Here is a 22,665-nt window from a genome sequence, read left to right as displayed (position 1 = left end):
GGAGAGAATGGGCGCTCGGTTGACTTCGTATCGGCGCGAAGGCTCCCGCATTCGCCAGTGTTGGTGGTCGCTGAAAACAGTGAAGCGATCGGCTTTTAATGCGAGGCAGCCCAAACGCAATCACCCTCGCCCCTGAGGCGAGGACCCAAGACGCGATGCCCGGACGTATGTGAGGAGATAAAGAGGGGTGAGCCGGAGCAGTACGGCGGCGCTCCGGCCTGCGTTGATTACTGTGACAGAAGACTCGGCAATGGCCGAGCCTTCCTGGCGAAAGAGCCCTCAAGCAGCCTTGCTGTGCACTCGCTGAGTTTCATCGATATAAGCATCGAAGGCCGCCGCCACCGCGCGGATGACGAAGCGGTGCTGGGGCCTGACCGTGATGACGCCATTAGCGATATCGATCACACCGTCCTGTTGCAGTTCGGCCAATTTGCCGTTGCCTTCGATGAGCGACTGCCAGTCCCGGCCGTGCGCCGCGGCGATTGAGGAAATATCCGCGCTGAAATCGCACATCAATCGTTCAATGATCACGGCACGCAGCCTGTCCTCGTCGGTCAGCCGGTAACCCTTCGTGGTTGCGAGCCGGCCCGAGGCGATGCGGCTTGCGTAAACACCCGGCGGTACCTCGTTCTGGACATAACCGTCGCGCGAGCGGCCGATCGCCGAGGCGCCAAAACCGATCAGCGTCTCGCAATTGTCGGTCGTGTAGCCCTGGAAGTTGCGGCGAAGCCGTCCGGCTGCCTGGGCGGTGACGAGATCGTCATCAGGCAAGGCAAAATGATCGAGGCCGATCTGCCGGTAGCCGGCCTTGACGAGCGCCTCGCTGATCGCCATCGCCTGTTCGGCGCGGGCGCTACTGTCGGGCAGTGCCTTCTCGTCGATCATGCGCTGGTGCTTCTTGAAGCTTGGCACATGGGCGTAGCCGAAAACGGCGAACCGTTCCGGATACATCGCCACGGCCGCTTCGACCGTCTCGACGCAGGAGCGAACCGTCTGATGCGGCAGGCCGTAGATCAGGTCGAAATTGATCCCGCCAATGCCGGCCCTGCGCAGATGGCCGACGGCCTCGGCCGTCTGCTTCTCGCTCTGAATGCGATTGATCGCCTTCTGCACGACGGGATCGAAGCTCTGCACGCCGAGGCTTGCGCGCCGCACGCCACCTTCGCCGAGCGCCTCGGCCATGGCGAGCGTCAACCGGCGCGGATCGATCTCGACGGCGACGTTGGTCGACGGAGTGAGAGCGAAGCGTTCGCGCATCAATGTCATCAGCGCCAGGAATTCGCGCGGCTCGATGATTGTCGGCGTACCGCCGCCGAAGTGCACTTCCGCCACCGGCAAGGGGCGTCCGACGGTATCGGCGACCATGCGGATTTCGTCTCTCAGCACGTCGAGATAATCGAGGATCGGATCATCCTTCTTGGTGATCGTAGTGTGGCAGCCGCAATACCAGCACATCGATCGACAGAAAGGGATGTGCAGATAGAGCGACACATCCTGCCCCTTTGGTATCGCCTTCAGCCAGGCGCCGTAGGTTTGCTCGTCGACCGCTGCGGCAAAGCGTGGCGCGGTCGGGTAACTCGTGTAGCGCGGCAGGCGCATTTCACCGTATTTCAGGAGCGCGGAAGCTAACATTTCGTCCTCATCTGGGTGGCGATGGATGCATCCTTCTAGGCTGCGTGGCCCGGTAACTCTTTGCGAAAAGTCAAGGACGGGGGGTGGTCTCGGGCAAACCGGGATTTGTTTGCGCTTCGACAAAATGTCGCGGTGCGGTCGTCGTTAGGTTGCGGAAATCCGGGGCGTGTGCGCCGGCGTTTCCCGGATCATCAAGCAACGACGGCGACTAGAGCGGATGACCATGAGCATTGCAGAGACCGACAAGCCCTTCATCGACGTGCGGACGATCCCGCCGGTGGAGCGCCATCCCAAAATCTTCGGCATGTTGAACGCGCTTGCCGAGGGCGGCGCCTTCATCATCATCAACGATCATGACCCGCGTCCGCTGCACTACCAGTTGGAAACGCGTTATCCGGGCGAATTCACCTGGGAATATCTTGAGCAGGGACCTGATGTCTGGCGTGTCGAAATCGGCCGGCAACAATCCTCCGGCTGCGATTGCTGCTGCGGCGGGCACTGAGCCCCGTCGGTGCGCCTCAAGAGCGGGACGAAGAAAAATCTGGGCGGTCTTCCGCTCACATCCCGCTCTAACTTACGAGAATCGATCACGTTTATTGGTTTTTGATCGGCTCGGCCAAAACCCATCGTGATCTAGGGGATGAACCGCCATGTTCGCAGCCACGCTATCCCGCTGGACGATGTCCTATTTCGCGGCCGCGCTGATCTTTCTCGTCCTTGGCGAGATCATGATGGTTCTCGGCTACGGCTACCCGGTCTCGGCCCTTGAGGCGCCGGAAACGCTGGCGCTCGTCCATATCGTTGTCCTGGGCTGGTTGAGCTTGCTGATGACCGGTGCGTTGCTGCAATTCGTGCCGGTTCTCGTCGGCCGGCCGCTGTCCTTCCCCAGCGTCGCCCTACCGGCACTCCTGTTGCTCATCGGCGGCATCGCCAGCCTGACGCTCGGCTTCGTCAGCCTCTCGGGCACGATCTATCTTCCGGTGACGCTGCTTCCTCTCGGAGCGGCGTTCTCGATTGTCGGGTTCTCAGTGCATGGCTTCGACTTCGCGGCGACACTCTGGCATGCGCGCCCGCTGCCGCTCCCGGCCCGCTTTGTCGCGGTCGGTCTCGCTGCGCTCTTCGCCACGATGCTGCTCGGCGGCGTCTATGCCTGTGTACTTTCGGGCTTGATCGATGCGGAAGGCGCGATCGACCTGACGATCGACGGACTGTCACTTCATGCTTCCCTGGGCCTTTGCGGCTGGTTGAGCTTCACCACCATGGGCGTCAGCTACCGGCTTTTGAGCATGTTCATGCTGTCGCCGGACAAGGAACGCGCAGGCAGTCGGCTCGTCTTCGTGCTCGGTACGCTTTGTCTCGGCCTTCTGGCCGCAGCGGTCCCTGTCATTCTCGTGGGCACATTCGGCCGTGTGCCGCTTCTCATCTTTGCCGTCGCTTCCGGCGCTGCGGTGGTGGCGATCTATGTCGGCGATATCCTGCGCATCTATCGGCAGCGCCGACGCAAGGCGATCGAGCTCAACAGCCGCGCCAGCATCGGCGCCTTCGCGTCCCTGATCGCCGCGAGCCTGCTCTTCGTGGCGCTGCTGGCGCTCGGGCGTCTCGATGCGGGCACCGGAGCCGTCACCTATCTCGTTACCTTCGGCTGGCTGACGGGCATGGGGCTCGCCCAGCTCTACAAGATCGTGCCGTTCATGACCTGGCTCGAATGTTATGGGCCGGCACTCGGGCGTATGCCGACGCCGCGGGTCCAGGACCTCGTCGTCGAGGCCGCAGCCCTTCGCTGGTTTCAGCTCTATTATCTGACGGTTGCGGTCGCGACGCTGGCCCTGCTGATCGGTAGCGCGATCCTGTTTCGCTTTGCGAGCCTCGGCCAGTTGATTGCCGTCAATGCGCTCATCCTGGAGTTCGTGCAAACACGGCGGCTGATCAATGTTCCGGCCGAACTTCGACTGCCTGGCGGACTTGTTCGACCAGGCCTGTTTCTGCCATCCATTCCTCACGGAGGTTCCCATGAGCCAAGATCCCTTTGAACTCGACGTTCGACCGCTTTTACGCGGCGGCAGCGATCCGTTTCAGGCCATCATGAATGCTGTCGATAGCCTGGCGCCAGGCCAGGCGCTGAGGCTGATTGCCACCTTCAGGCCCGTTCCGCTCTTCAGCGTCATGGCCGGACGCGGTTTCACGCATCAGGACCGCCCGCTCGACAACGGCGACTGGGAGGTTCTGTTCACGCCCGAAGGAGAGGTCGACGGGATCCGGCTTTCGGCCGGCGAAACGGATCTGGACACCTGGCCGGATCCAAGCCGCCAGCTCGACCTGACCGATCTCGATCCGCCCGAGCCGATGGTGCGCATTCTGGCGACCGCCGAGAAGATGACAGAGGGCGAAGTGCTCTTCGCATTGCTCGCGCGCGAACCGCTGTTCCTCTATCCGGAGCTCGCCAAGCGCGGGCATAAATGGGCCGGCAATTTCGATGCGACCGGCGAGACCTACCGGATCCTCATTCGCATCGGCGGAGGACGTACCCATGCCGGCGCCTGAAACCCTGGATCTCGAAGAGAAGATCCGCGATGCGCTGCGCATCATCATCGATCCCGAAATGGGCAAGAACGTCGTCGATCTCGGCCTGATCTATGACATCGACGTTCAGGAAGGCGGTATTGCCCGCGTCACGATGACGACGACGATCAAGGGGTGCCCGGCGACGGCCTTCCTCAAGGAAGCGGTGCAGAACTGCGTCTGGTATGTGCCGGGTGTCGAGTACGCCGAAGTGCGCCTGACCTACGAGCCGCCCTGGACCCCTGAGATGATGGCTGACAGTGCGGTCGAATTCGCGCAGGGCAGCATCTTCTGAGAGTGGTCTTGCAGGAAAAAAGGCGCCGCTGATCCGGCGCCTTTTGCTTTGGGTTCGAACGGGCCGTCAGGATGACGCACGAGGCGACCGGCGTTCGCACACCAGCATCGGCCCATATTCGGCTGTGAACAGCGCGAAAGCGGCGATCCACAACGCACCCGAAAGCGCGATCAGGTGGTGATAGTGCGCAGGCAGCACCTCTGCCAGTGGACGGATCAGTGCTGCGGTCATGATCGCGACATAGGAGGCGTTGGTGAGCGCCGAGCCGACCAGCGGCCTGCCGGTGTGGCCGCGGCTGGCGCGGGTCATGACGGCGAGCATCATGGACGCTATGACGCCGACGGTCAGCACATGCATGACCGGGTATTCGCTCAGAAGTTCGATCGCACCGGCTGCTATCGCGAGGAAGCCGAGCGGCACGAAGGCATAGGCCGCGTGCAGCACGAAGAGCAGCTTTTCCGGCCAGGTCGCCAATCCGCGCCAGCGGAACAGCCGCACCGTATGGAAAGCGCAAGCGACGAGCGCGATCGCCGCGGTGACGATGTGAACAGGTGCGAAGGTCCAGGCGGCAAGCGCCGCGACGCCGATCAGGATCGCCGCCGTGTCGAAGCGGTTATAGGGCACTGGGAAATTGGTGCGCTCGACCTTGTTCAGCCAGTTGCGCGTGAAGCTTGGCACGATGCGCCCGCCGACGATCATGATCAGCATGGTGTAGGCGCCAATCGCCAGCCGCGCTGCGGCATCGACGTCGAGCTCGCTGAGAACCGAGAGATGGAACCAGATGTTGGCGGCGGACAGAAGCACCAGCCCGCCGATGACCTTTAGGTCCTTCCACTTCCGGCCGACAATCACCTCGCGCGCGCAGATCAGCAGGAGCACCGGCAGGAACAGCGCTTCGATACCCGCAGCCACGGGCAGGCCGATGACTCCGCTCGACAGCAGCGCGACCCGACCGACGACCCAGAGCCCGAAGAGGGCGGCGAGCGGGCGACCGGAAACCGGCAGCCTGCCGGTCCAGTTCGGGATCGCCGTCAGCAGGAAGCCGCCGAGCACGGCGGAGGAGAAGCCGAACAGCATTTCGTGAGCGTGCCAATGAGCGGCGCCGTAGTTGCCGGCAAGGTTGATCCCGAGAATCAATGCGGAGATCCAGAGTGCCATGGCGCCGATCGCCCAAAGGGTGGCGCCCAGAAAGAACGGCCGGAAACCGTAGGAGAAGAGCACCGGGCCGGTGGTCGAGAGCCCGCGCGGAATGCCGCCGCTCGGTTTCGGTCTTATGAGTCTGTCCAACATGATCACCGTCCTCGTCGTGCGTGCTTGCGGGATTGCGGATGAGGCTTGATCTATCAATGGCTTCGGAGGCGCTCTTTGCGAAAACGCAAGTACCGTTACCCCGCTTCGCCATGTGTGTTCATGCGGCGGCAAAGAAATGCGCTCTCCGCGAAAGGATTTGTTCCAAGACAAAGACGCGATTCGTCTCTGGTTCTACTTCTCTTGTGACTGCTGGGGGACCGGTGGTCGAGACCGGAGGTGAGGCCGCCCAAGTCGGCGTCGCCCACCCTAACTCGTTGAATACAGGCGCGTTTCGCAGAAGGCCAATCCCGGCCGCTGGAGTGCGCCGAAGGAGAGCAAGATGACTGAACAACTTCAGATGACCCGCCGGACGATGCTTGCCGGTGCTGCCCTGGCGGGCGCGGTTGCGCCGCTTCTCCATACCGCGCAGGCTAAGGCGGCCGGCGCCGCCACGGCAGCGGGTGCTGCCCCCGTCGATGTCTCGACCCTGCCGCGCGTGAAGGTTGATCTCGTCAAGCCGCCTTTCGTACATGCCCACGAGCAGGTCGCCAAGACCGGACCACGCGTCGTCGAATTCACCATGACGATCGAGGAAAAGAAGCTGGTGATCGACCGTGAGGGCACCGAGATCCACGCGATGACCTTCAACGGCTCGGTGCCTGGCCCGCTGATGGTCGTGCATGAGAACGACTATGTCGAGCTGCGGCTGATCAACCCGGCGACCAACACGCTGCTGCACAACATCGACTTTCACGCCGCGACCGGCGCTCTGGGCGGTGGCGCGCTGACCCAGGTCAACCCGGGCGAGGAGACGACGCTTCGCTTCAAGGCCACCAAGCCCGGCGTCTTCGTCTACCATTGCGCGCCTGAAGGAATGGTGCCCTGGCACGTCACCTCGGGCATGAACGGCGCCATCATGGTGCTACCGCGTGAAGGCCTGAGGGACGAAAAGGGCCAGCCGCTGACCTATGACAAGATCTACTATGTCGGCGAGCAGGATTTCTACGTGCCGAAGGACGAGGCCGGGCACTACAAGAAATACGAGACCCCCGGCGAAGCCTATGAAGATGCGGTAAAGGCGATGCGCACATTAACCCCGACCCACATCGTCTTCAACGGCGCGGTCGGTGCGCTGACCGGCGACAATGCCCTGACCGCGGCCGTGGGCGAGCGCGTGCTCGTCGTCCATTCGCAGGCCAACCGCGATACGCGGCCGCACCTGATCGGCGGACATGGTGACTATGTCTGGGCCACCGGCAAGTTCCGCAATCCGCCGGACCTCGACCAGGAAACCTGGCTCATTCCTGGCGGAACCGCGGGCGCTGCCTTCTACACCTTCCGCCAGCCGGGTGTGTACGCCTATGTCAACCACAACCTGATCGAGGCGTTCGAGCTGGGTGCTGCCGGCCACTTCAAGGTCACCGGCGAATGGAACGACGACCTCATGACCTCGATCGTCAAGCCGGCGTCGATGTAGCCTGAAGCAAGGTAACCGTGGGGCCGCGGTCTCAGCGACCCCACACGCGAACGAGGGCACGCGCCTGCCAGCGCGTGCCGTTCCCCCGGAGACCTCCCATGCCCAGCAAAAAGAAATCTGCGATTTCGCTCCTGTCGCTCGCAGCGCCGGCCGTCCTTCTGGCCGCAATCGGCGGCGTACTTTCGGCGAAGGTGGGGCTGTTCGACGATCTCAAGGAAGGCGTCGACCTGTCGGTCAAGGCGCCGTTGACTGTGACGATCGCGCCGCGTGAAATGAGCTATCGGGCAGAGGGACACTTCCTGAAGAACGGTTTTGCCGTCGATGCGCCCATCGTCGCCGCAGCGCTTAAAGAACCGCTTGAGATCATGAAATACCAGGTGACACGTCAGGACTATGAACGTTGCGTTGCCGACGGCGCCTGCCAGCAGCCGGAAGGCGGGCATGGTGCGGGCCTGCCGGGTGTGCCGATGACCGGGGTCAACTATACCGACGCGACTGCATATGCTGCGTGGCTGACGAAGAAGACCGGCGTGGTCTGGCGCCTTCCGACCGACCAGCAATGGGCCTTTGCCGCCGGTTCCAAATTTCCGGACGATGCGCTCGGGATCGACGGCACCAAGGACAATCCGGCGCTGCGCTGGCTGGCGGACTACGAGCGCGAAGCGAGCCGGCAGCGCGCAGAGAACCCGATGCCGCAGCCATCGGGCGCTTTCGGCGAAAACGAGTATGGGGTTGCGGACCTGGACGGCAATGTCTGGGAATGGACCGAGACCTGCCACCGCCGCGTCACCATAGGCGAAGACGGCGAGGTACTGAAAGAGTCTCCGGCCTGTGGCATCTTCGTCGTCAACGGCAAGCACCGGGCGTCGATGAGCTTCTTCATCCGTGACCCGAAAAGCGGCGGCTGCGCCGTGGGCGTACCGCCGGATAATCTCGGCTTTCGGCTGGTGCGCGACGGTCGTTGGTATTCGGGTTTCCTCTATGCATTCGAACGCCGGCTCCAGGGCGCTGGGTGAGATGGCGCGGCCGGTAGAGCCGCCAGGGCTCTCACGCCTTAGCGGGCATAGGTTCCGATACATGCTTTTGCCCCTGGGTCGTCGCCGGTCCAGGGGCAAAAACATGTGACAACCGAGGTGCTGCCGCGACCCTTTGTGCGTCTGACCGGTCGTGCGGCGCTCTGGTCCTTTTGCAGGGTCCTGGGCTGTGCTAGATCAGGGCAACTCAAACGGCAGGATGTAGGGCCAAAGTGGCTGCACTCGATCGCACACTCGTCAAATCGCTCCCTCTGTTCCAGAAGATGAGCGACCCGGAACTGGATTCGCTGTTGACGCGCGCCACGGTGCGGCGCGTTCCGCAGAACGAAGCCGTGTTCGAACAGGGCGCGACGGCCGATTTCTTCTTCCTGTTGCTGCATGGCCGGCTGAAGGTGACCCAGGTCACCAAGGACGGGCAGCAGATCATCGTCCGGGTCGTCAATCCCGGCGATCTCTTCGGCTTTGCCCGTGCGCTCCAGCGCAGCGACTACCCGGGAACCGCGACGGCGGCGACCGAGAGCCTCGTTCTCGCCTGGCCGACGGAGCTCTGGAACGTCTTCGTTGAGAAGAACCCCCACCTCGCCGTCAATGCCATGCATACGATCGGCCAGCGTCTCGACGAGGCGCATACCCGTATCCGCGAAATGTCGACGGAGGAAGTCGAGCGCCGCGTCGCCCATACGGTGCTGCGGCTGGCCGAGCAGGCCGGCAAGCCCGATGGCGGCGGTATCCGCATCGATTTCCCGATCTCGCGCCAGGATATCGCTGAGATGACGGGAACGACGCTGCATACGGTCTCGCGCATCCTCAGCGCCTGGGAAGGCCAGGGCCTCGTCCAGGGCGGTCGGCAGAAGCTGACGCTCAAGGACATTCCAGGTCTGCGGCGTCTCGCCGAACGCGTCGGCGGCTAGATTTCGGATGCTCCGGCGGATTGACGCAACAGCTACGGTTTTGCGGCGCGAATGGCGTAGCGGTGCTGTGACTGCCGCGCCAGACCTTTGAAGATATTCCAGTTCCTCGCCTGGGCGCGATGGATCTCACCAAGATCGGTATCGGCCTCGATATCGACAAATCCGGCCCTCTGCAGAAGATCGACCACGGCCTCGGCGCGCGCGCCCTCGGAGAAGTGAACGCGCGAGAGAATGCTGCGATGCGTCGCCATCATCTGTGATGAGCCGCTCGGCGTTTCCGACTTGAACACGCGGAGGCGTTGTCCCCAGGCGCTGAGTTTCGAGAACAACCGCTCGAGCGCGCTGGTATTCACAAAGTCGCCATCGACGATCAGCAGCGTTCCGCCCGGCTTGAGAACGCGAAGCCACTCCGCGAAGGCTGCGGCCGGATTGACGAGCGTCCAGACGAGATGCCGGTTGACGACGACATCGTAGTGGTCATCGGGCTCCATGGTATTTTCGGCATCACCCAGACCGAAGCGAATGGAACGACCCCGCTTGCGGGCCTTTTCACGGGCGCGTTCGAGCATTGGCTCGGCCCAGTCCAGGCCCTGTACCTTGAAGCCGAGATCGTCGAGCAGGTGGGAGATGACGCCGGTGCCGCTCGCAAGATCCAACGCGCTGCGGCCGGAGCCCGGTCCGAGATGGCGTAGAAGCAGCCTGTGCCAGGCCGCGCGCTCGTCCTCCGAGAAGATCTCGTGTCCTGGCGACAGATCGAAGGTCGCGGCGCGCTCCGACCAATAGGTCTTGATTTCATCCCGCAGGTTGTAGTTCTGCCGATCCGTTACATCGCTCATATCGATACCGCTCGCCCCTGTTTGGAGGCGTTCTAAAAGATAAATGTTGACTAATAAAGTCATGAAACATTAGATCGCGTCGATTTTCCCAGCGGAGCAGAAAACAATGCAGCTTTTCAACAGGGTGGCCGCGGCCGCCACGGGCTTTTGCGTGCTTTTTTCAACGGCAGCCTTCGCTGATGTCGTGACGTTGAAAGATGTCACGGGTCGTGACGTCGAGGTCAATGTGCCGGTCGAGCACCTCATCCTCGGTGAAGGGCGCCAGATCTATTTCCTCGGCGCCCTCGACCGCGATGACCCGTTCAAACGCGTCGTCGGCTGGCGCGACGACCTGGCAAAGGCGGATCCTGAAACCTACGCCGCCTATCTCGCGAAATATCCTGCTATCGCCAAGCTGCCGACTTTCGGCGGCATGAAGGACGGGACTTTCGACATCGAGCAGGCGGTGGCGCTGAAGCCCGATGTCGTCTTGATGAACGTCGATGCCAAGACGGCGACGGAGGAGGCCGGCTACATCGAAAAGCTCGCCAAGGTTGGCATCCCGCTCGTCTATGTCGACTTCCGCGAAAAGCCGATGGAAAACACCGAGCCGAGCATGCGTGTGATGGGCAAGCTTCTCGGCAAGGAAGAAAAAGCCGAAGAGTTCATCGCGTTCCGCGCCGAGAACATTGCCAAGGTGACCGACGTGCTGGCGAAGGCAAATCCGAAGAAGCCGCTCGTCTTCGTCGAGCGCGCCGGTGGTTACTCCGACGATTGCTGCATGTCCTTCGGCAATGAGAATTTCGGCAAGATGGTCGAATTTGCCGGCGGCGTGAACATGGCGAAGGACATCATTCCCGGCACCTTCGGCACGGTCAATCCGGAGCAGATCATCGCCGCAAACCCGGATCAGATCATCATCACCGGCGGCAACTGGCAGGGTTATGTGCCGGGCGGTGCATGGATCGGGGTCGGCTATGGTGCCGATGAAAAGGAAGCCGCCCGCAAGCTCGAAAACCTCACCAAGCGCCCGGCCTTTACCGGCGTGCAGGCGGTCAAGGACGGCCAGGTCCATGCCATCTGGCACCAGTTTTACAACAACCCCTACCAGTTCGTCGCGATCCAGCAGATCGCCAAGTGGCTGCATCCCGACCTCTTCGCCGATCTCGACCCGGAGGCGACGTTCAGGGAGTTGCACGAGCGTTTCCTGCCGCTTTCCTACAAGGGTGGCTACTTCGTTTCGCTGACGACGAGCAAGTGAGTGCATCGGCGGCTGGCGGAACGGGAGGCCGCCGGCGCCGCGATCGAAAGGTATGAGAATGTCGATCTTCAGGAAAATCGCGTCCGCGATGATTGCGGCGGTCGTGTTGGCGGCTCTGCCGGCCGGCGCTGCGGAAATCGTCGACGTCACCGGCCGTCGGGTCGAAGTCGTGCTTCCCGCCAAACGGATACTGCTTGCCGAGGCGCGACAGATTCACGTCGCCGCGGCGCTGAAGAGGGAGCGCGTCTTCGATACGATCGTCGGCTGGCGTGACGATCTCATCAAGAAGGATCCGGATTCCTACGCCGCCTATGTCGAGCGGTTCCCGGAGATCGAGAAACTGCCGCGCTTCGGCTATATCCCGACGGGGGATTTCAGCCTCGAAGCGGCCATTGCCCTGAAGCCTGACGTGTTGACGCTGAACCTCGAAGCGCGAGATGCGGTCGAGGAATCGGGTTTCATCGAAAAGGCCGCGGCTGCCGGGATTGCCGTCGTCTATGTCGATTTCCGCGTCGATCCGGCGGCCAACAGCGAAAAATCCGTCGAAATCCTCGGCCAGCTCTTTGGTGCTGAAGCAAGGGCGCGCGAATTCATCGAATACCGCAACGCCCAGATCGCGCTGGTCACCGACCGCCTGACCAAGGCCGGGGCGATTGCGCGTCCGAAGGTGTTCATCGAACGCTCGCCCGGCATCACCGGCGAATTCGCCTGCTGCCGAACCTTCGGCCCGGCCAATTTCGGCGAGATGGTGGAAAAGGCCGGCGGCCACAATATCGGTTCGGACGTCATCAAGGGCACCTTCGGTGACCTCAATCCCGAGCAACTCATCGTTAGTGATCCGGACCATGTCATCATTACCGGCAGCAACTGGTCGGCGGAATCCGATCTCAACCAGTTCGTCAGCGTCGGCCGCGGCGCCGATGCCGCGGTGGCCGAGGAGCGGCTGCGCGGCCTGATGCAGCGCCCGGGCTTCCCCGGCCTGAAGGCGGTAAAGGAGGGCAACGTGCATGCGGTCTGGCACCAGTTCTACGGTGCGCCCTACGAGTTCGTGCCGATCCAGCAATTCGCCAAATGGTTCCACCCGGAACTTTTCGCCGACATCGATCCGGATCGGACCTTCCGCGAGTTTCATGAGAAGTTCCTGCCGGTGACCTATCGCCCGGGTTACTTTGTCTCGCTTGCGAAGGGAGGTGAATGATGGTTGCCATGACCGACCATATTTCCGGCATTCAGGGACAAGGGCGCTACCGCGCCCTTGTTCTGCGCCGTCTGGTCTTGATCTTCTGCCTCATCGGCGCGCTCTTTGCATCGGTCGCAGTCGACATGGCGCTCGGGCCAGCAAACTATCCACTCGCCGACGTGCTGACGGCGCTGTTTCGGCCTGAGACGGTGAGCGACCAGCTTCGGGTGGTCATATGGGACATCCGCATGCCGATCGCGCTGATGGCGGTGACGGTGGGCGCCTCGCTGTCGGTCGCGGGTGCACAGATGCAGACGATCCTCGCCAATCCGCTCGCAAGTCCGTTCACGCTCGGGATTTCCGCCGCTGCCGGTTTTGGCGCAGCCCTCGGCCTCGTTGCCGGCGTCGCGGTCTTTCCGGTCGCAGTCCAATACATGGTGCCGATCAACGCCTTCCTGATGGCGATGCTGGCGGCACTCTTCATCCATTTCGCCTCCACCATGCGCGGCGTCACGGTGGAAACGATCGTGCTGCTCGGCATCGCGCTCGTCTTTACCTTCAATGCCGCGCTGTCGCTGCTCGAATATCTCGCCTCCGAACAGGCACTGGCCGCAGTCGTGTTCTGGACGATGGGCAGCCTCACCAAGGCAACCTGGCCGAAGGTCTGGATCACCGGCGCCGTGCTGCTTTTCGCCGTGCCGCTCTTTGCACGCCACGCCTGGGCACTAACGGCGCTTCGGCTCGGTGACGACAAGGCGGCGAGCTTCGGCATCAATGTTCGCCGGCTAAGGCTCGAAGCGATGATGACGGTGAGCCTGCTTGCGGCGATTCCGGTTTCCTTCGTCGGCACGATCGGCTTCGTCGGCCTCGTCGCGCCGCACATCGCCCGGATGCTGGTCGGCGAAGATCAGCGCTTCTTCCTTCCCGCCTCGGTTTTGTGCGGCGCGCTCTTGCTCTCGGTCACCTCCGTCGTCAGCAAGATGCTCATCCCGGGTGCCGTGCTGCCGATCGGCGTCATCACCGCGCTGGTCGGCGTGCCCTTCTTCTTCGTGCTGATTTTCACCAACAGGAGGCGCGCATGGTAAGTCTGACGCTGGAAAAAGTCGGCGCGACCTATGGCCGGCGAACCGTGCTGTCCGACGTCAATACCGGCGTGCTCAGAGGCGGCGGCCTGACGGCGGTGATCGGTCCGAATGCGGCCGGCAAGTCGACGCTGTTCAAGCGCATCGCAAGCCTGACGTCCGGGCCCGGAACCGTCCATCTGTCCGACACCGCCAAGGGAGCCGAGGGCATCTGCTACATGCCGCAGGATACCGGCGCCAATGCCGTGCTCACGGTCTATGAATCGGTGCTGCTGTCGGCCAAGCAGGGCTCCGGCTGGAAGGTGAAAGACAGCGAGCTCTCGGAGATCGATCGGGTGCTTTCAGAACTGCGGATCGCCGATCTCGCTTTTCGCGGCCTCGGCGAGCTCTCCGGCGGCCAGCGCCAGCTCGTCTCCATTGCCCAGGCCCTGGTGCGTAAGCCCGAAGTGCTGTTGATGGACGAGCCGACCTCGGCGCTCGATCTCTTCCGCCAGATCGAGGTGCTCGGCTTCATGAAACGCCTATCGGCGCAATCGGGAATGGCGGTGCTGATCGCGCTGCACGATCTGAACCATGCGCTGCGCTATTGCGACGACACGATCGTCATCGGCGGTGGTTCGGTGCTGGCGAGCGGTCCGACCCATGAGGTCATCACCGCGGACATGCTGCGCTCCGTCTACCGCGTCGAGGCGCGTGTCGAGGCTTGCTCGATGGGGCGTCCTGTCGTCATCGTCGACGAGTCGCTGTAGGCGTTATTCCGGCAAAAGGCACCTCGCCGCTAAGGCGGCGAAGTGCGGACTCTCATAATCAGGTCGGCCTGTGCCCCTTCAAGCCGTAGAAGGCGATATAGGCGTAGCAGGCGACGGGCATCAGGAAGGCGAGATGGATGCCGACCGTGTCGGCGAGCCCGCCCTGGATCAGTGGCAGGAGCGCGCCGCCGACGATCGCCAGGCACAGGACGCCGGAGCCCTGGCTCGTGTATTTCCCGAGACCGTAGAGCGCCAGGCTGAAGATCGTCGGGAACATAATCGAGTTGAAGAACCCGATCGCCAGGACCGACCACATAGCAACGCTGCCGCCGGCAAAGACGGTGAGGAGCAGCAGCACGATCGCTGCGACCGCGTTGGAGGCGAGCGCCTTGCCATCGTCGACGAAACGCATCGCAATCGCGCCGATGAACCGGCCGACCATCGCTCCGCCCCAGAAATACATGACATAGTGGGCGGCGTCGGCTTCCGAGAGGCCGGCAATGTCGGGCTGGTTCAGGAAGTTGACGAGGAAGCTGCCGATGCTGACCTCCGCCCCGACATAGACGAAGATGCCGATCGCACCGAGAACCAGGTGCCGATAGTGCCAAGCCGACTTGCCGTCGGTGATCGGCTCGATCTCGTCATGCACTTCGACGGTCGGCAGCTTCAGGGCGGCGAAAAGCGCCGCAAGCAGCAGGAAGGCGGCGGCAAGGAGCAGGTAGGGCATCTTGACCGCGCTCGCTTCCGCGAACCTTAGAGCATCGAACTGCTCCGGCGTCGCGTCGGCGGTTGCGACGACCGCAGCCGACAGGATCAGCGTCGCGCCGAACATCGGGGCGAGGGTGGTGCCGAGGGAGTTGAAGGCCTGGGTCAGCGTCAGGCGGCTCGCGGCCGTGTCCGGCGGACCAAGCACGGTCACATAGGGGTTGGCCGAGACCTGCAGCAGCGTGATGCCGCTTGCCAGCACGAAGAGAGCGCCGAGGAACAGCGCATAGATGCGATAGCTTGCCGCCGGCACGAAGAGCGCGCAGCCGACTGCGGCGATGACGAGGCCGAGCACGATCCCCCATTTGTAGCTGATGCGCTTGACCAGCGCGCCGGCAGGAAGCGAGACAATGAAATAAGCGCCGAAGAAGCAGAACTGGATCAGCATCGACTGCGTGTAGTTGAGCGAGAAGACGTTCTTCAGATGCGGGATCAGAATGTCGTTCAGGCACGTGATGAAGCCCCACATGAAGAACAGTGAGGTGAGCGCGAAGAGGGCAAATCGATAGCCCGTGGCGTCCGATGACGCGGATGAGACCGCGCGCGCGGGCTCGGAGCCCTTGGTGATGATACCTGCCAATGGTTTAACCTCATGATGTCGTTGGCGCCGGATCTTGGGCCTTGGGAGGACGTCCAATTGGACGCGCCGGCGGCAGCCAGTGATCTTCGCTTGGGAGCACCAAGATCCCCGGGCTGCGTGGCGCTTATACCGCGCGAGCGGGGCTTTGACAGTGCGAAGGGCAGAATTTCCCCGGTCTCCGGGCAGGTTGGTCTGCCGCAGGCACTGAGTGCAGGTCAGAGGGTAGCAATCTCGCGATTTGAAAGGGTGCCGCCGTTGGCCCGCTTGATGTCGAGCTTCTGTTCAAGCGCCGCCACGATATCCTCACTGAACTCGATCGAGGTGAGTTCGGCGATCTCGGGCAGGGCCCCGGGGGTAAAGACATTCACCTCAACGAGCTTGTCGCCGACCACGTCGAGGCCGACAAGGAACATGCCGTCGCGCACCAGCTTGGGACGCATCTGTTCGGCGACGACGAGCATTTCGGGCGTTATCACCGCGGTGGTTGGCCTGCCGTTGACATGCATGTTGGACCGCAACTCGCCGTCCGCAGGCACGCGCCGAACCGCGGCATAGGTATCGCCGCGTTTGAGCGGCCGCCCGTTCATCAGGAACAGCCTGACATCCCCTTCAGTCGCTGCCGGCAGATATTCCTGCGCGATCACATAGCCCATCTCGGAAACCACCTCGAATATCTGGTTGAGGTTCGTCTCGTGGCTGGAACTGACCTTGAAGACGTTCTTGCCACCGGAACCTTGCAGCGGCTTGAGGATGACGCCCCCGGGGTGCTCGTCGACAAAAGACTTTATCTCCTCGATATGCTTCGAGATCAGCGTGGTCGGCCGAACGATTTCGGGGAAGTCCTGGAGATAGAGCTTGTTCTGCGCCCGTGCCAGGCCGTCGGGGTCGTTGACGACTATTGTCCCGCGTTCGGCTGCAAGCCGTCCGAAGATCACGCCGGCGTGGGCGGCCCAGGAGCGAGGGCCGGTGTCTTCCGACGGATCGCTTCTGAGAAACAGAACCTGGATTTCGGCAATGTCCAGGATGTCGCGCCGTGTGGCGCCGCTTCGCAGCGCGGCGATGAAGGCCTCGGCCTTGCGCGGCTTCGCCGAGCCGAGGCTCAGGGCATGGATCGTCAGCCGACCGTCGGGTCTCAGGGTGAAGTCGCCAGGCGTGACGTAGGCGATCTCGTGGCCTCGGGCGAGCGCTGCAAGCGCCAGCGACGTCGTCGCGTAAAACGTCTCTTCACCCTCGATCGAGTTGACGAGAAAGGCGATGCGCATCCGGTTTCCTAGCGGTCCGACTCCAACATATCCTGCGATCTCAGTGCGTTCATCTGAACGCACGGCGCTTTAGTCTGCGACCATGTCGAGCGGGGTCATTCCCCTCTCGGCTCGCTGAAGCCGGTCGCGCGCTTTGACGTCATCGAGAAAAATAGGGCGAATGGTCGCGGCACCAAGGAGGCCGCGCAAATTGAGTTCCTGGATTGCGCCGAAATGCGATGCGGCGATCTTGCCCATCCAGAAGGGTTCGAGATTGCCGCCGTCGGCGAGGTGGTCGAGAAGCTGCAGCAGGCCGCGCATGTAGATCGCGTCCTTGACCAGTCCGCCGCCGCGATAGATGCGCAGCGTAATGTTGAAGGCCTCGGCGGTGCCGAAACCATGGTCGTCGACGAGCAGCCGGTAGGTGTCCGGAAACTCGGCGCCGTCAAGCAGGGCCGCGCAGCCGACCACTCTCGCCGCAAGCACCCGCAGCCGATCCGCGGTCATGCCGGCGCTCAAGTATTCGGCGAAAACGGCGAGCCCTTCCTGCATGCCCTCGTAGCCTGCAAGGCCGGAGCGCAGTATCCTGAGGCCCTGTGCCGAGCCGTTGAAGTAGGTCAGCAGGTGCACGCCCACCTCATGGTTGAGCAGCGCCTCGACGCGGTCGGCGTCGAGTGCCGAGCTTCGGGCGATCAGCAATTGGCCACGTGAGACGAGCAGGCCGGCCGGCAGATCGTCGCGAATTTCGGCGGACGCGGTGAAATCGGGCGATTGGCGCCGATAGGCTGATATCATCGCCTGCGCACGCTCCCTTATGTAGTCGCAGCCGCGCTTGTTGCCGGATGTCGGCGACGTGTCGCCATCGGCGGCGGCTTTCGCAAGGACGTCGGAAGCGGCATCGAGAAGCTCGTCTTCGACCGGGCCGTAGAGAGCACGACCGAGTTCGACGAACTTGCGGGTCTCGCGGGCGGAAATCATCGAGAGTTGGAGGTCGACCTCCTGCTGCTTTTCGCGATAGAGGGCGTAGAGCAGCGGATCTTCGAGATGCTCGAAATTGAGGGTGAAGAGTTTGCGCTTGGCCGTTTCGATCTGCAGCGTCAGCGGGCGATAGTAGAGGCGAGGGCTTCGCGAAAAGCCGCTCGACGCGAACTCGGCCCAGGCGGCCTCGGCGTTGATCGGCGTTACCGCGAGCAGGAAATCGAAGCTTGAGGCGATGTCGTCCATGCCGCGGTCGGCGCGCACGACCGCGTCGACGAAGGCCTTCCGGCCAAGGGCACGGTGCGTCGGTATCCGGAAGTCGTCGGACCTGGCGCGGGCGAAGGCTGTGATGGCCCGAAGGCCGGCATCGAAGACGCTTGCGACCAGCCGCTCGCGCAATTGCGGATAGATGCGGCGGGTGCCGGGCTCGCAATAGATCGGCGCGAAGCGTACGGTGAGATGAGGATAGTCGATCGCCAGGGATTTCCGCCGTGCGGTCGCATCCGGCCTTCGCTCGACGAGCGTCACATGGGGCGTTCGGAACTTTCCTTCGATCGTTGCGGCTGTCTCGATCAGTGCTTTCGCAGCAACCTGCTCGGCGCCGGTCGTCCCGGCGACAACCTCGAACAGGAACGGCGGCAGGAAAGGCGCGTCCTTGGCGGGCGGATCGTCGCTTTCGAGTTCCGCAAATTCGAGAACGATGAATATGCCCAGTCGTTCTTCGATCACGCGGCCGACCCGTTCGATGACTGCGGCGGCGATATCGACGCTCGGCGCCAGCAGATAGGCGGCATTCGCCTGGGCGATGTCGCGCGCGACCGGCTGCTGTTGCTCGGCGGCGATATGAACGCACAGGAAGGGAAGCAGGCGGTCGATGTGCAGCCGTCCACCCTCGCCGAAGTCCCGTCGCACGGCGCGACCATCCGTCAGTCGGACAATGGCTTCATCGAGCCACTCCATGCTGGGGCCCGTCTGCATGGGTCTCTGGTCCGTCATCGTTGTCTCGCGAGCGCCTCGGTCAGGACCGGAACGAGTGATCCGACCAGTGTGCGCAGCGACCGCAGCGCTTCGAGGTCCGGCTTGCCAGTCCACTCGTCCATGAATGTTTTCTTGAACTCGATCGCGATCGCGCAGCCCGTATCAGGAAAGTGCTCGTGGATGAAGCGCGTCTGTTCTCCACGCCCCTGGAAGGCGATGTTCTCGCGCACGTCCACCGGCCGGCCCGCGACCGTGGTGGCGCCGACGGTTGATATCAGCGTGTCGATGACGTCGGCCCATTTGTCCCGGTCCATGGACGAGGTTCCGATATTGACCTCGGGCGCTTCGGCGCCGTCGGCCGGTTCGGCCTCTGGCCCCTGACGTCGATGGTTGTAGCTGTGCACGTCAAGAACGATGAAATGTCGGTGGCGGCGCTCGATTGCCGTCAGCATCGACCGCAGCATGGCATAGTATTCGTCATGGAGGGCAAGGGAGGCCTCGATCAGCTCCGCCGGTGGCGGCTCCCGCCAGACGGAAAGGCCCCAAGCCTGAGCCGGCTGGAGGTAGACCGCACCGGGACGAGCACGATTGATGTCGACTTCGAAGCGGGATCGATGGACGACGATGCGGTTGGCGAGATCCCGGATGATGAACTCGGTGAACGGATCCTCCTCGCGTAGCCTTTGCTCGTCCGTCAGGGCCGCTAGCGCCCGGGCGTCACGGCGCATGGCATGCCCGTTGTGGATCGCGGTGCCGACGATCGGTCCATCGCCGCGATGGACAGTCCACCAGGCATTCTCAGTGGCTGAACGGAACTGTTCCGTCGGCGCGCGTTGCATGTTCGCTCCCGTTACCCTCGTTATGGGCGCTTCGGGAATGCAACTCCTGGGGATGCCCGAGAGTTCCGGGACGAGGCAAAAATGTTTGGCTCAGGTCGCTGCGAGCTCGCCCAGGATCCATTGACGGAAGGCGCTGATCTTCGACGAATTGCGCCGCGTTTCCGGGTAGACCAGCCAGTAGGCCTGGTCGTCGTTGCAGAGGAGATCGAAGGGCTGGACGAGCCGCCCATCGGCCAATTCCGCGGCAAAGAAGGCGGGCGTCAGGATTGCGACGCCCTGGCCGGCCGTCGCGGCATTGCCCTCATAGACCTGTGCGCCCATGCTTGCGCCGGGACGGCTCGAAAGGCCCTCGGCCGGCACATTCGCGGCCATGAACCACTTGGCCCACCAGGGGTCGCCCGGATCGAGCAGCGGCAGACGCAGGAGATCGGCCGGCTCCTTCACCCCGCCGATGCTTGCGGCGAGGCTCGGGCTGAGCATCGGCGTGAAATCGGCGTTGATGAGCCGGTGTGCCGCAAGCCCCGGCCAGTCGCCGCCGCCTGAGCGAATGCCGATATCGACCTCTTCGCGGCTGAAGTCGACCAGGTGGGGCTCGGTTTGAAGGCGGACGGCAAGCGAGGGGTGAGCGATCTGGAAGGAGCCAAGGCGCCGCGCCAGCCAGTTGGAGGCGAAGGTGGCGATCGTGCTGATCACCAGCGTTCCCTGGGCACCGCCGCGCGCTGTCACGTAGGCTTCGCTGAGCTGCTCGAAGGCCTGCGTCACGGGGGGCGCGAGCCGTTGCCCCACCTCGGTCAGAGCGATCTGGCGCGGTCGGCGCAAAAACAGGGGTGCGCCGACACGATCCTCGAGAACCTTGATCTGATAGCTCACCGCCGCCTGGGTCATGCCGAGCTCGGTTGCGGCCTTGGTGAAGCTTCCATGCCGGGCAACCGCCTCGAAGACGCGTATCGCCGTCAATGGCGGGAGCGGAAGTGTCTTATGCATTAAATGGCCTTATGTATGGTGAGCGAAATTCGATTGGAAGGTGATGTGGTTCATAACCATTTTCAAGGTCCGTCCATTAGACGGACTGATGAAGAGGATGATGGCTATGACAACCATTCAAGTACGTCGTTTTTCGTCGACAAACGATTTTTCCGCGGGCTCCTGGCTGGCGTTTCTGTTCGCCCGGAAGCGCCCGGCGCCTGATGTCGTCGACGTCAGAGACCTGTCGGATCACCTGAAGCGGGATATGGGTTTCCTTGATGGCAACCGCCCCGACGCGAAGGACCTGCCGACCGCTTGACGTCTCCCGACCTGGGCGGGCCTCCCATCGCCCAGGTCCACCCCATGCCACCGGGCTGACAGGGTTGTCGGCAACCCCAACTCATCTCCCCGCCGCTTGCACTTGCGGCATGAACCAAAGGCGGTGCAGTTTTTTCACGCCTCGCACGCTCTTTGGGTCAGAATTCCTTTAATCTACCATTTGCGTGGATAATCTCGGAGAAGCTCGGTCAGGAACCGGGCCGGGCAGAAACGCCCTCCGGTCGGCGCGGATTGCGGCGACCGGCTGAAAGGAGGTCTGAGATGAGTATGCTGCGGCAATATGAACGCTTGAGCGCAATCCGCGAGGTCTTGCAGGGGCGGCTGGAACTGCACGAGGCGCGGGACTGTTTCGGTTTCGACGATATCGAGGACGGAACGGCCAATGAGCTCAGGGACCGTATCGCCGAACTCTCCGATGAGATCTCGACCTTGAGAAGTCGTTGCGACCGGTACGAAAGCCTCGGCCGCCAATGACCAACCCGATGGCGGCCATGCGTCGCCGATGAATGGACCATCCCCCATGACATTGCATGTGAACTCACGCGTCGCGGACCACGCGATCAATCCGCTCTTCCTCGAACGCTGGTCGCCACGGGCCTATTCCGGCGAAGAGATTTCCGAGGCCGCGCTGTTCGAAATCCTGGAGGCCGCCCGCTGGGCGCCATCCGCCTACAATGCCCAGCCGTGGCATTTCGTCTATGCCCGCCGTGGCGGGCGCGACTGGGAGAAGCTGCTCGGCCTTCTAAACGAGTTCAACCGCAGTTGGGCAAAAGAGGCCTCGGCCCTCATCTTCGTGTTGTCGAAAACGTCGCTCTTGCCGCCAGGCGCCAGCGAAGAGGTGCCCTCCTACACCCATTCCTTCGATGCGGGCGCAGCCTGGGGTGCGCTCGCCCTGCAGGCGGCCCATTCCGGCTGGCAGGCGCATGGCATGGCCGGCATCGACTATGATCGCGCGCGCGCCGAACTCGAAGTGCCAGAAAACTTCCGGATCGAGGCAGCCGTCGCGATCGGCCGTCAGGGCGACAAGGCACTGCTGCCTGAGGCCCTGAAGCAGCGCGAACAGCCGAGCCCGCGCAAGGCCCTCTCCGAGATCGTGTCCGAGGGACGCTTCGTGGCCGGCTGAGCGCTGTAGGCTTGCGCCGGAGAGCGGGCATGCATGGCCGGTTCGCTCTCCTCAGCGTTCGTCCATTTCATTCCTGCTGGTTGCATTCAGCGCCTGCACGCTGATGGCCGCGACGAGGCCTGTCAGGATGATGCCGGAAAAGCCGATCACCAGAGCCAGCAGCCGTGCGCTCAAGTGTTTCGGCGTGATGTCGCCATAGCCGATTGTCAGCCCGGTAACGAAGGTGAAATAGAGAGCCTCATCGAGCCGCCAGTCCTCGATGCGGCCGATGACGACACCGGACCCGGTCATCACGATCAGGATCGCGGAGAAGATCGGCCACAGCACCTGAAGCTGCTGGTAAAGATTGGAGAAGAACAGGCGCCGCATTCTTTTCGAATGGCTCCTGCGATGAGATTCCGCCACGCAATCCTCCCTCTCGCCGGGCAGGAAGCCCGTCCTGCCAACGATCCCGCTTCGCGTCTGTCGCCGAGATCTTCTCTCGGCTCTGCGTCCGCCGTCGTCAAGATAGCCGCAAGTCGAGCAGCCTGCCAGCGCCTGCTTTGGAAGACCGGAAGCGACGTTGGATCTG

23 protein-coding genes are annotated in these 22,665 nt (G+C 62.9%); 14 read left to right on the top strand and 9 right to left on the bottom strand.

Translation table 11 applies throughout. The annotated features are described in order from the left end of the window. Positions 1 to 279: 279 nt before the first annotated feature. Positions 280 to 1,632 (bottom strand): oxygen-independent coproporphyrinogen III oxidase, encoded by a 1,353-nt coding sequence (gene hemN / locus AC1Z3V_RS04695; protein ID WP_483497528.1) that lies wholly within the window; start codon positions 1,630 to 1,632, stop codon positions 280 to 282. Between the two features lie 223 nt (positions 1,633 to 1,855). On the opposite strand from hemN, the gene AC1Z3V_RS04690 reads away from it, so the two are divergent. The 4 genes from AC1Z3V_RS04690 to AC1Z3V_RS04675 all read left to right on the top strand — a co-directional run bounded on the left by AC1Z3V_RS04690 (position 1,856) and on the right by AC1Z3V_RS04675 (position 4,486). Next, a complete protein-coding gene (locus AC1Z3V_RS04690; protein WP_376741699.1) occupies positions 1,856 to 2,134 on the top strand; it encodes a DUF2249 domain-containing protein in 279 nt (92 codons plus the stop codon). A 148-nt stretch (positions 2,135 to 2,282) separates the two neighbouring features. Then, complete coding sequence (locus AC1Z3V_RS04685; protein WP_483497526.1) at positions 2,283 to 3,662, top strand: hypothetical protein; 1,380 nt, start codon at positions 2,283 to 2,285, stop codon at positions 3,660 to 3,662. Continuing rightward, positions 3,643 to 4,173, top strand: a complete 531-nt coding sequence (locus AC1Z3V_RS04680) for a DUF2249 domain-containing protein (protein WP_429814121.1) — start codon at positions 3,643 to 3,645, stop codon at positions 4,171 to 4,173. Before AC1Z3V_RS04685 ends, AC1Z3V_RS04680 begins: the two co-directional genes overlap by 20 nt. Then, on the top strand, positions 4,160 to 4,486 hold the full coding sequence (locus AC1Z3V_RS04675) for a metal-sulfur cluster assembly factor (RefSeq protein ID WP_429814119.1): 327 nt from the start codon (positions 4,160 to 4,162) through the stop codon (positions 4,484 to 4,486). The genes AC1Z3V_RS04680 and AC1Z3V_RS04675 overlap by 14 nt, the downstream gene beginning before the upstream one ends. 66 nt (positions 4,487 to 4,552) lie before the next feature. Here AC1Z3V_RS04675 and AC1Z3V_RS04670 read toward each other — a convergent pair whose 3' ends face one another. Continuing rightward, the gene (locus AC1Z3V_RS04670; protein WP_483497524.1) at positions 4,553 to 5,776 is read right to left on the bottom strand and encodes an NnrS family protein; all 1,224 of its coding nucleotides are present in this window, start codon (positions 5,774 to 5,776) and stop codon (positions 4,553 to 4,555) included. A gap of 340 nt (positions 5,777 to 6,116) precedes the next feature. Here AC1Z3V_RS04670 and nirK point away from each other — a divergent pair, with 340 nt between their 5' ends. The 3 genes from nirK (at position 6,117) to AC1Z3V_RS04655 (ending at position 9,198) form a co-directional block, all read left to right on the top strand. Next, complete coding sequence (gene nirK, locus AC1Z3V_RS04665; RefSeq protein WP_483497522.1) at positions 6,117 to 7,253, top strand: copper-containing nitrite reductase; 1,137 nt, start codon at positions 6,117 to 6,119, stop codon at positions 7,251 to 7,253. A gap of 98 nt (positions 7,254 to 7,351) precedes the next feature. Beyond that, positions 7,352 to 8,269, top strand: coding sequence for an SUMF1/EgtB/PvdO family nonheme iron enzyme (locus AC1Z3V_RS04660; RefSeq protein ID WP_483497521.1), 918 nt, complete (start codon positions 7,352 to 7,354; stop codon positions 8,267 to 8,269). Between the two features lie 230 nt (positions 8,270 to 8,499). After that, a complete protein-coding gene (locus AC1Z3V_RS04655) occupies positions 8,500 to 9,198 on the top strand; it encodes a Crp/Fnr family transcriptional regulator (protein ID WP_334197174.1) in 699 nt (232 codons plus the stop codon). Between the two features lie 32 nt (positions 9,199 to 9,230). On the opposite strand, the gene AC1Z3V_RS04650 is transcribed toward AC1Z3V_RS04655, so the two are convergent. Beyond that, positions 9,231 to 10,034 (bottom strand): class I SAM-dependent methyltransferase, encoded by an 804-nt coding sequence (locus AC1Z3V_RS04650; protein ID WP_483497520.1) that lies wholly within the window; start codon positions 10,032 to 10,034, stop codon positions 9,231 to 9,233. A gap of 106 nt (positions 10,035 to 10,140) precedes the next feature. On the opposite strand from AC1Z3V_RS04650, the gene AC1Z3V_RS04645 reads away from it, so the two are divergent. The 4 genes from AC1Z3V_RS04645 to AC1Z3V_RS04630 all read left to right on the top strand — a co-directional run bounded on the left by AC1Z3V_RS04645 (position 10,141) and on the right by AC1Z3V_RS04630 (position 14,285). Further along, positions 10,141 to 11,274, top strand: a complete 1,134-nt coding sequence (locus tag AC1Z3V_RS04645) for an ABC transporter substrate-binding protein (RefSeq protein ID WP_483497518.1) — start codon at positions 10,141 to 10,143, stop codon at positions 11,272 to 11,274. Positions 11,275 to 11,362: 88 nt separating this feature from the next. Further along, the gene (locus AC1Z3V_RS04640) at positions 11,363 to 12,472 is read left to right on the top strand and encodes an ABC transporter substrate-binding protein (RefSeq protein WP_483497516.1); all 1,110 of its coding nucleotides are present in this window, start codon (positions 11,363 to 11,365) and stop codon (positions 12,470 to 12,472) included. Next, the gene (locus tag AC1Z3V_RS04635; RefSeq protein WP_483497514.1) at positions 12,469 to 13,539 is read left to right on the top strand and encodes a FecCD family ABC transporter permease; all 1,071 of its coding nucleotides are present in this window, start codon (positions 12,469 to 12,471) and stop codon (positions 13,537 to 13,539) included. The genes AC1Z3V_RS04640 and AC1Z3V_RS04635 overlap by 4 nt, the downstream gene beginning before the upstream one ends. After that, positions 13,533 to 14,285, top strand: coding sequence for an ABC transporter ATP-binding protein (locus AC1Z3V_RS04630; protein WP_483497512.1), 753 nt, complete (start codon positions 13,533 to 13,535; stop codon positions 14,283 to 14,285). Before AC1Z3V_RS04635 ends, AC1Z3V_RS04630 begins: the two co-directional genes overlap by 7 nt. A gap of 58 nt (positions 14,286 to 14,343) precedes the next feature. Here the strand turns inward: AC1Z3V_RS04630 and AC1Z3V_RS04625 are convergent, their stop codons facing one another. The 5 genes from AC1Z3V_RS04625 to AC1Z3V_RS04605 all read right to left on the bottom strand — a co-directional run bounded on the left by AC1Z3V_RS04625 (position 14,344) and on the right by AC1Z3V_RS04605 (position 20,650). After that, positions 14,344 to 15,630: a sugar MFS transporter gene (locus AC1Z3V_RS04625; RefSeq protein WP_483497510.1), complete on the bottom strand. Its 1,287-nt coding sequence runs from the start codon at positions 15,628 to 15,630 to the stop codon at positions 14,344 to 14,346. A gap of 215 nt (positions 15,631 to 15,845) precedes the next feature. After that, positions 15,846 to 16,892 (bottom strand): glutathione synthetase, encoded by a 1,047-nt coding sequence (locus tag AC1Z3V_RS04620; RefSeq protein ID WP_483497508.1) that lies wholly within the window; start codon positions 16,890 to 16,892, stop codon positions 15,846 to 15,848. A 69-nt stretch (positions 16,893 to 16,961) separates the two neighbouring features. After that, on the bottom strand, positions 16,962 to 18,845 hold the full coding sequence (locus tag AC1Z3V_RS04615) for a peptidase MATCAP family protein (protein WP_483497506.1): 1,884 nt from the start codon (positions 18,843 to 18,845) through the stop codon (positions 16,962 to 16,964). Next, the gene (locus AC1Z3V_RS04610; protein WP_483497504.1) at positions 18,842 to 19,666 is read right to left on the bottom strand and encodes an N-formylglutamate amidohydrolase; all 825 of its coding nucleotides are present in this window, start codon (positions 19,664 to 19,666) and stop codon (positions 18,842 to 18,844) included. The genes AC1Z3V_RS04615 and AC1Z3V_RS04610 overlap by 4 nt, the downstream gene beginning before the upstream one ends. A 90-nt stretch (positions 19,667 to 19,756) precedes the next feature. Then, positions 19,757 to 20,650, bottom strand: coding sequence for a LysR substrate-binding domain-containing protein (locus AC1Z3V_RS04605; RefSeq protein ID WP_483497503.1), 894 nt, complete (start codon positions 20,648 to 20,650; stop codon positions 19,757 to 19,759). 100 nt (positions 20,651 to 20,750) lie between these two features. Here AC1Z3V_RS04605 and AC1Z3V_RS04600 point away from each other — a divergent pair, with 100 nt between their 5' ends. From AC1Z3V_RS04600 to AC1Z3V_RS04590, 3 genes are all read left to right on the top strand, one after another. Continuing rightward, on the top strand, positions 20,751 to 20,951 hold the full coding sequence (locus AC1Z3V_RS04600; RefSeq protein WP_483497501.1) for a hypothetical protein: 201 nt from the start codon (positions 20,751 to 20,753) through the stop codon (positions 20,949 to 20,951). Between the two features lie 281 nt (positions 20,952 to 21,232). Continuing rightward, the gene (locus AC1Z3V_RS04595; protein WP_483497499.1) at positions 21,233 to 21,445 is read left to right on the top strand and encodes a hypothetical protein; all 213 of its coding nucleotides are present in this window, start codon (positions 21,233 to 21,235) and stop codon (positions 21,443 to 21,445) included. A 46-nt stretch (positions 21,446 to 21,491) separates the two neighbouring features. Further along, positions 21,492 to 22,094 carry a nitroreductase family protein gene (locus AC1Z3V_RS04590; RefSeq protein WP_429814072.1) on the top strand — a complete coding sequence of 201 codons (603 nt, stop codon included), beginning with the start codon at positions 21,492 to 21,494 and terminating at the stop codon, positions 22,092 to 22,094. A gap of 51 nt (positions 22,095 to 22,145) precedes the next feature. Here the strand turns inward: AC1Z3V_RS04590 and AC1Z3V_RS04585 are convergent, their stop codons facing one another. Then, positions 22,146 to 22,463 (bottom strand): potassium channel family protein, encoded by a 318-nt coding sequence (locus tag AC1Z3V_RS04585; RefSeq protein WP_483497498.1) that lies wholly within the window; start codon positions 22,461 to 22,463, stop codon positions 22,146 to 22,148. Between the last annotated feature and the right edge of the window lie 202 nt (positions 22,464 to 22,665).

This window comes from Ensifer sp. 38_S197, from assembly GCF_056924495.1.
The sequence above is the reverse complement of the archived record's forward strand: the minus strand, read 5'-3'. Positions and strand labels throughout refer to the sequence as shown.

What these genes read in the sequence shown, in the direction of transcription:
- hemN (WP_483497528.1), bottom strand. Translation starts at nt 1,632, where the DNA reads ATGTTAGCTTCCGCGCTCCTGAAATACGGTGAAATGCGCCTGCCGCGC.
- AC1Z3V_RS04690 (WP_376741699.1), top strand. Translation starts at nt 1,856, where the DNA reads ATGAGCATTGCAGAGACCGACAAGCCCTTCATCGACGTGCGGACGATC.
- AC1Z3V_RS04685 (WP_483497526.1), top strand. Translation starts at nt 2,283, where the DNA reads ATGTTCGCAGCCACGCTATCCCGCTGGACGATGTCCTATTTCGCGGCC.
- AC1Z3V_RS04680 (WP_429814121.1), top strand. Translation starts at nt 3,643, where the DNA reads ATGAGCCAAGATCCCTTTGAACTCGACGTTCGACCGCTTTTACGCGGC.
- AC1Z3V_RS04675 (WP_429814119.1), top strand. Translation starts at nt 4,160, where the DNA reads ATGCCGGCGCCTGAAACCCTGGATCTCGAAGAGAAGATCCGCGATGCG.
- AC1Z3V_RS04670 (WP_483497524.1), bottom strand. Translation starts at nt 5,776, where the DNA reads ATGTTGGACAGACTCATAAGACCGAAACCGAGCGGCGGCATTCCGCGC.
- nirK (WP_483497522.1), top strand. Translation starts at nt 6,117, where the DNA reads ATGACTGAACAACTTCAGATGACCCGCCGGACGATGCTTGCCGGTGCT.
- AC1Z3V_RS04660 (WP_483497521.1), top strand. Translation starts at nt 7,352, where the DNA reads ATGCCCAGCAAAAAGAAATCTGCGATTTCGCTCCTGTCGCTCGCAGCG.
- AC1Z3V_RS04650 (WP_483497520.1), bottom strand. Translation starts at nt 10,034, where the DNA reads ATGAGCGATGTAACGGATCGGCAGAACTACAACCTGCGGGATGAAATC.
- AC1Z3V_RS04645 (WP_483497518.1), top strand. Translation starts at nt 10,141, where the DNA reads ATGCAGCTTTTCAACAGGGTGGCCGCGGCCGCCACGGGCTTTTGCGTG.
- AC1Z3V_RS04640 (WP_483497516.1), top strand. Translation starts at nt 11,363, where the DNA reads ATGATTGCGGCGGTCGTGTTGGCGGCTCTGCCGGCCGGCGCTGCGGAA.
- AC1Z3V_RS04635 (WP_483497514.1), top strand. Translation starts at nt 12,469, where the DNA reads ATGATGGTTGCCATGACCGACCATATTTCCGGCATTCAGGGACAAGGG.
- AC1Z3V_RS04630 (WP_483497512.1), top strand. Translation starts at nt 13,533, where the DNA reads ATGGTAAGTCTGACGCTGGAAAAAGTCGGCGCGACCTATGGCCGGCGA.
- AC1Z3V_RS04620 (WP_483497508.1), bottom strand. Translation starts at nt 16,892, where the DNA reads ATGCGCATCGCCTTTCTCGTCAACTCGATCGAGGGTGAAGAGACGTTT.
- AC1Z3V_RS04615 (WP_483497506.1), bottom strand. Translation starts at nt 18,845, where the DNA reads ATGACGGACCAGAGACCCATGCAGACGGGCCCCAGCATGGAGTGGCTC.
- AC1Z3V_RS04610 (WP_483497504.1), bottom strand. Translation starts at nt 19,666, where the DNA reads ATGCAACGCGCGCCGACGGAACAGTTCCGTTCAGCCACTGAGAATGCC.
- AC1Z3V_RS04605 (WP_483497503.1), bottom strand. Translation starts at nt 20,650, where the DNA reads ATGCATAAGACACTTCCGCTCCCGCCATTGACGGCGATACGCGTCTTC.
- AC1Z3V_RS04600 (WP_483497501.1), top strand. Translation starts at nt 20,751, where the DNA reads ATGGCTATGACAACCATTCAAGTACGTCGTTTTTCGTCGACAAACGAT.
- AC1Z3V_RS04595 (WP_483497499.1), top strand. Translation starts at nt 21,233, where the DNA reads ATGAGTATGCTGCGGCAATATGAACGCTTGAGCGCAATCCGCGAGGTC.
- AC1Z3V_RS04590 (WP_429814072.1), top strand. Translation starts at nt 21,492, where the DNA reads ATGACATTGCATGTGAACTCACGCGTCGCGGACCACGCGATCAATCCG.
- AC1Z3V_RS04585 (WP_483497498.1), bottom strand. Translation starts at nt 22,463, where the DNA reads ATGCGGCGCCTGTTCTTCTCCAATCTTTACCAGCAGCTTCAGGTGCTG.